Source organism: Streptomyces sp. NPDC089919 (genome assembly GCF_040684615.1).
In the GTDB taxonomy this organism is placed as follows: domain Bacteria; phylum Actinomycetota; class Actinomycetes; order Streptomycetales; family Streptomycetaceae; genus Streptomyces.
Map to the genome: position 1 here is coordinate 1 of NZ_JBFBGK010000205.1, position 5129 is coordinate 5129.

Sequence of the window (5129 nt, forward strand, 5' to 3'; positions counted from 1 at the left end):
CAATCGCCGGCGGGGCTGGTACGGGGACGGCGGGGCTCCGCCCCGGACCCCGCGCCTCAAACGCCGGCGAGGCTGGTAGGCGCGACGGTCGCCTCAAGCGCCGGCGGGGCTGGGTACGGGGGGCTGCGCCCCGGGGAGAGGGGGGTCCGGCGGAGGGGCGGCGGTGGCTTCGCGGTGGCGTTCGGCGCTGTCGGAGATGCGGAGCATCAGGGCGACCATGATCCAGTTGGCCACCAGGGACGAGCCGCCCTTCGCCAGGAAGGGGAGCGCCTTGCCGGTCAGGGGGATGAGGCCCGTGACGCCGCCGGCCACCACGAAGACCTGGAGCGCCAGCGCCGAGGCCAGTCCGACGGCCAGCAGCTTGCCGAAGGGGTCCCGCGCGCCCAGCGCCATCCGCAGCCCCCGCTGGGCCAGCAGCGCGTACAGGACCAGGACCACCATCACCCCGGCCAGCCCCAGCTCCTCGCCGACCGTGGTCAGGATGAAGTCGCTGCGCCCGGCGAAGCCGATCAGCTCGGGGTGGCCCTGCCCCAGCCCCGTCCCCGTCATCCCGCCGCTGCCGAAGCTGAACAGCGCCTGCGCCGACTGCTCCGAGATCAGGCCCGGCGGCCGCTGGTCCTCCGGCAGGTAGATCGCCAGCGGGTTCAGCCAGGCCGCCACCCGCCCCTTGACGTGCGGTTCCGTCGAACCGACCACGAAGGCCCCGACCGCCGCCATCAGCAGGCCGCAGACGATCCAGCTGGTGCGCTCGGTGGCGACGTACAGCATCACCACGAACACCCCGAAGAAGATCAGCGAGGTGCCGAGGTCCCGCTCGAAGACGAGCACCAGCAGCGAGACCACCCAGACCGTCACCAGCGGCCCCAGCTGGCGCATCGGCGGCAGCCGGACGCCGAGGACCTTGCGCCCGGTCAGCGAGAGCGAGTCCCGGTGCATGACCAGGTACCCCGCGAAGAAGACCGCGATCATGATCTTCACGAACTCGCCCGGCTGCAGCGACTGCCCGCCGATGGTGATCCACCGCTTGGCGCCGTACATGTCCGCACCGAAGAAGATCGGCGCGATCAGCAGCACCAGAGCCACCAGCATGGTGATGTAGATGAACCGCTGGAGCAGCCGGTGGTCCCGCAGCGCCATCAGCACGCCGATGCAGATCGCGGCCCCGACCACCGTCCACATCAGCTGGTTCGGCGCGGTCACCCCCGCCTTGGGCCAGCGCTCGACGTACGTGGTGTCCAGCCGGGCCAGCAGCACCAGCCCGATCCCCGACAGCAGCAGCGTCAGCGGCAGGATCAGCGGGTCCGCGTACGCCGCGAACCGCCGCACCGCGAGGTGGCCGACCAGGGCGAGCAGGGTCATGCTCACCGCGAAGCCGGAGATGTTGTCCGGCAGGTGCCCGGTCATCGACAGGCCCACGCTCGCGTGCCCGCCGACCGTGATCAGCACGACGAAGGCCAGCAGCAGCGCCTCGGTGCGCCGCTTGGCGCCCGCCACCGTCAGGGGGGTCAGTCCACGCACGGGACGCCGCCGCCGTCGATGGCGGTGCTCCCGCTGCTTCCGTTCCCGCCCCCGCCCGCACTCCGCTGCCCGCCGGCCGAGGGGGCGGACGGGTGGCCCGGGGTGGCCGTGGCGGCCGGGCTCGCAGCGGACTCCGGCCCGATCTGCTCGGCTATGAGGCGCTTTATCTTCATATCATCAACGACGTTGATGTCCTCCCCATGGTTCCTCGCGAAGCCCTTGATGGGGAGTGTCACAAAGTCCACCTTGCCGCCGGAGAGGTTCTTCGCCTGCCGGACGAACGACAGCAGGTCCCAGCCCTCGTCGGTGACCAGGTCCTTCTTGGCGGTGTCCAGCAGCCGCAGCAGCTTCACCGGGTCGGTGAAGGTCCCGGCCCGGTCCAGCTCGTACCGGGCCCCGGCCAGGAAGGCCTGCTGGCGCCGGGTCCGGTCCAGATCCCCCATGGTCAGGCCGTGCCGCTGGCGGACGAAGGCCAGCGCCTGCTGCCCGTCCAGCATCTGCCGGCCGGCCGGGAAGTCCGCCCCGGAGTACCTGTCCTTCACCGCGTGGTTCAGGCACACCGGGACCCCGCCCAGGGCGTCGGCCAGGTGGTAGAAGCCGGCCAGGTTCAGCTCGGCGAAGTGGTCCACCGGCACCCCGAGGAAGCGCGTCACGGTCTCGATCTGCGCCTTGCGGCCCGCCTCCCGGCCCTCCCGCTCGAGCCGGCGGGGGTCCTTGACGCCCTGACCGCTCAAGGTCTCCTCGCGGTCCGCCTTCGCCAGGCCGTAGGCCTTCTTGATCTTGTCCTTGCCGTGACCCGGGATGTCGACGAAGTCGTCGCGCGGGATCGAGAAGGCCCTCGCCCGGCCGCCGTCGGCGGGGACGTGCAGCAGGATCAGGGTGTTGGCGTTGTAGCCGCCGATCTCCGAGCTGCCGGCGTGCAGCTTGTCGAGGACCGCCTCGGGCAGGTCCCGGCCCTCCTGGTCCTTCCGGCTGTCCAGGCCCATGAGCAGGATGTTCGTCGCCCCGCCGGTGGACCTCGCCGCCCCCTCCAGCGCCTTCGAGCTGCCGATGGTGCCGGCCAGGTCCTCGTACAGGTACCAGGCCGCCCCGCCCAGGGCCGCGACCAGCACGGCGGCCGCGGTCAGCAGCGCCCGACCGGTCCGGCGCGGGCGACGGCGGCGGGAGCGGCGGGCGCTCCGGACGGTCCGGGGGTGCTTGCGGTGGGCGCTCATGCCTCCCGATGCTCGGCGGGCGCCGCTGAGCGGATCCTGAAGGTCCTGAAGACGCGTTCAGGACCTCGGAGCCTCGGAGCCTCGGAGCCTCGGGGCCTCGGGGCCTCGGGGCCTCGGGGCCTCGGGGCCTCAGGGCGCGGGCCGCTCGCCGGCGCGCCGGGCCGGCAGCCGCAGGGTGAGCCGGGCGCCGCCGCCGGGGGCGCCGTCCGCGGTCAGGGTGCCGCCGTGGGCGGCCGCGATCTCCCGGGCGATGGCCAGCCCCAGCCCGCTCCCGCCGCCCTCCCGGGCCCGGGCCGCGTCCAGCCGGACGAACCGCTCGAAGACCCGCTCCCGGTCGGCCGGCCCGATGCCCGGGCCGTCGTCGGCCACCTCCAGCACGGCGCTCCCGCCGGGCCCGGCCACCGCCCTGACCCGGACCTCGGTCCGGGCGTGCCGCAGCGCGTTGTCCACCGTGTTGGCCAGCAGCCGGGCCAGCCGGTCCGGGTTGCCGTACGCCGGTACGGGCGCGTCCGCGGCGAGCCGTACCGGCACCCGCGGGGCCGGGCGGCGGGCCAGGTCCTCGGCGGCCAGCAGCGCCAGGTCCACCGGCTCCGCGGCCTGCGGCGCCCCGCCGTCCAGCCGGGCCAGCAGCAGCAGGTCGGCCGCGATCCGCTGGAGCCGCTCGGTGTCCGCCAGCGCGGCCCGCACCGACTCCCGGTCGGGGTCCGCCAGCGCCACCTCCAGCCGGGACCGGACCGCGGCCAGCGGGTTGCGCAGCTCGTGGGAGGCGTCGGCGGTGAACCGGCGCTGCCGGGCGTCGGCCCGCTCCAGCCGCTCCAGGGTGGCGTTGACGGTCCGGGCCAGGGCGGCGATCTCGTCCGCGCCGCCCGGGTCGGGCACCCGGCGGCCCAGCTCGTTCGCGGTCACCGCGGCCAGGGCGGTGCGGATGGCGGTGACCGGCCGCAGCGCGTGCCCGGTGGCCGCCCGGGCCAGCGCGGCGGCGAGCAGGATCAGCGGCGGGGCACCGGCCAGCAGGCCCAGCGCCACCGCGCGGGTGGCGCCGTCCACGTCCCCGAGCACGGTCATGGCGTAGACCGAGCGGGGCTCGCCCGCCGGGGTGCGCGCGGTCACCACCACCGCGGCGCGCCGCTCGCCGCCGGAGCGCAGCGGCGGCAGCACCGCGGCGGCGGTGTCCGAACCGGGGCGGGGGCGCAGCGCGGCGAAACCGGCCGCCGCGGGTCCGGCGGCGGTGGCGTCGGGGGCGCTGCTGGCCAGGACGGCGCCGGACCGGTCGGTGACGAAGACCAGGTCCACCCCGCCCTCGGGCGAGGGCAGCCGGGCCGGCAGGGCGCCGGCCGCGTCCAGCCGGGCGGCGGCCTTGCGGGCGGCCAGCTCGGTGCGGTCGGTGGTGTTGTCCAGGAGGTTGGCCCGCAGCAGCCCGTACAGCCACAGTCCGCCCACGCCGAGGACGACCGCCGTCACCACCGCGGCGGCCAGCGCGGCGCGGGTCCGGAGGCCGGCCCGGGGCCGGCGCGTCGTCCTGCGCTTCGTGCTGCGCTTCGTCCGGCGCACGGTGCTAGGCGTCGTCCGGCGCGAGGCGGTAGCCGAGGCCGTGGACGGTGCGGATGGAGCGGCGGCCGAAGGGGGCGTCGACCTTCTTGCGCAGCGAGGAGACGTACACCTCGACGATGTTCGGGTCGATGCCGGCGGGGGAGTCCCAGACCTCGTCGAGGATGTCCCGCTTGGCGACGGCGGCGCCGGGGGCGGCCATCAGGCAGGCCAGCACGCCGAGTTCGCGGGCGGTCAGCTCGATCTCCCGGTCGCCGCGGCGGCAGCGCCGGGCGGCCTTGTCGAGGACCAGGTCGCCGGCCTGGAGGACGGCGGCGGGCGCCGGGCCGCCGGCCGCGGCGCGGCGGCGCAGGGCGCGGAGCCGGGCCGCGAGGACCACGAAGGAGAACGGCTTGGTCAGGTAGTCGTCGGCGCCCGCGTCCAGGCCCTCGGCCTCGTCGTACTCGCCGTCCAGGGCGGTCAGCAGCAGCACGGGCACGGGGTCGCCGTCGGCGCGGAGGCGGGCGCAGATCTCGTACCCGGTGAGTCCGGGGAGCATGACGTCGAGCACGACGGCGTCGTAGGGGCCGGCGGTACGGGCCATCGCGAGGCCCTGCTGGCCGTCGTGGGCCAGGTCGACCCAGTGGCCCTCGGCGCCGAGCCCGCGCCGCAGGGCTTCGGCCAGCCCGCGCTCGTCCTCCACCACCAATATCCGCACCCCCCCACCCTCACACACCGGCCGCACCCCCGACCCCGCCCGCCGCCCGGCCCGCCCTTTGCGTCCGGCCGCGCCGGGGCCATCTCAGCCTCGCTGGGGGCACCTCCCAGCGGTAGCTGGGGGAGTTTGAGGCGCGGGGTCCGGGGGCGGAG

General features: G+C 75.7%; 4 protein-coding genes. All 4 read right to left on the reverse strand.

Going from position 1 to position 5129, the window contains the following annotated elements; translation table 11 throughout:
* Nucleotides 1–93 precede the first annotated feature (93 nt).
* On the reverse strand, nucleotides 94–1518 hold the full coding sequence (locus AB0O40_RS37480) for an FtsW/RodA/SpoVE family cell cycle protein (protein ID WP_365050739.1): 1425 nt from the start codon (nucleotides 1516–1518) through the stop codon (nucleotides 94–96).
* The gene (locus tag AB0O40_RS37485; protein WP_365050742.1) at nucleotides 1506–2732 is read right to left on the reverse strand and encodes an LCP family protein; all 1227 of its coding nucleotides are present in this window, start codon (nucleotides 2730–2732) and stop codon (nucleotides 1506–1508) included. Before AB0O40_RS37485 ends, AB0O40_RS37480 begins: the two co-directional genes overlap by 13 nt.
* Before the next feature lie 129 nt (nucleotides 2733–2861).
* Nucleotides 2862–4283 (reverse strand): HAMP domain-containing sensor histidine kinase, encoded by a 1422-nt coding sequence (locus AB0O40_RS37490; protein WP_365050745.1) that lies wholly within the window; start codon nucleotides 4281–4283, stop codon nucleotides 2862–2864.
* 4 nt (nucleotides 4284–4287) lie between these two features.
* A complete protein-coding gene (locus AB0O40_RS37495) occupies nucleotides 4288–4977 on the reverse strand; it encodes a response regulator transcription factor (RefSeq protein ID WP_365050748.1) in 690 nt (229 codons plus the stop codon).
* Between the last annotated feature and the right edge of the window lie 152 nt (nucleotides 4978–5129).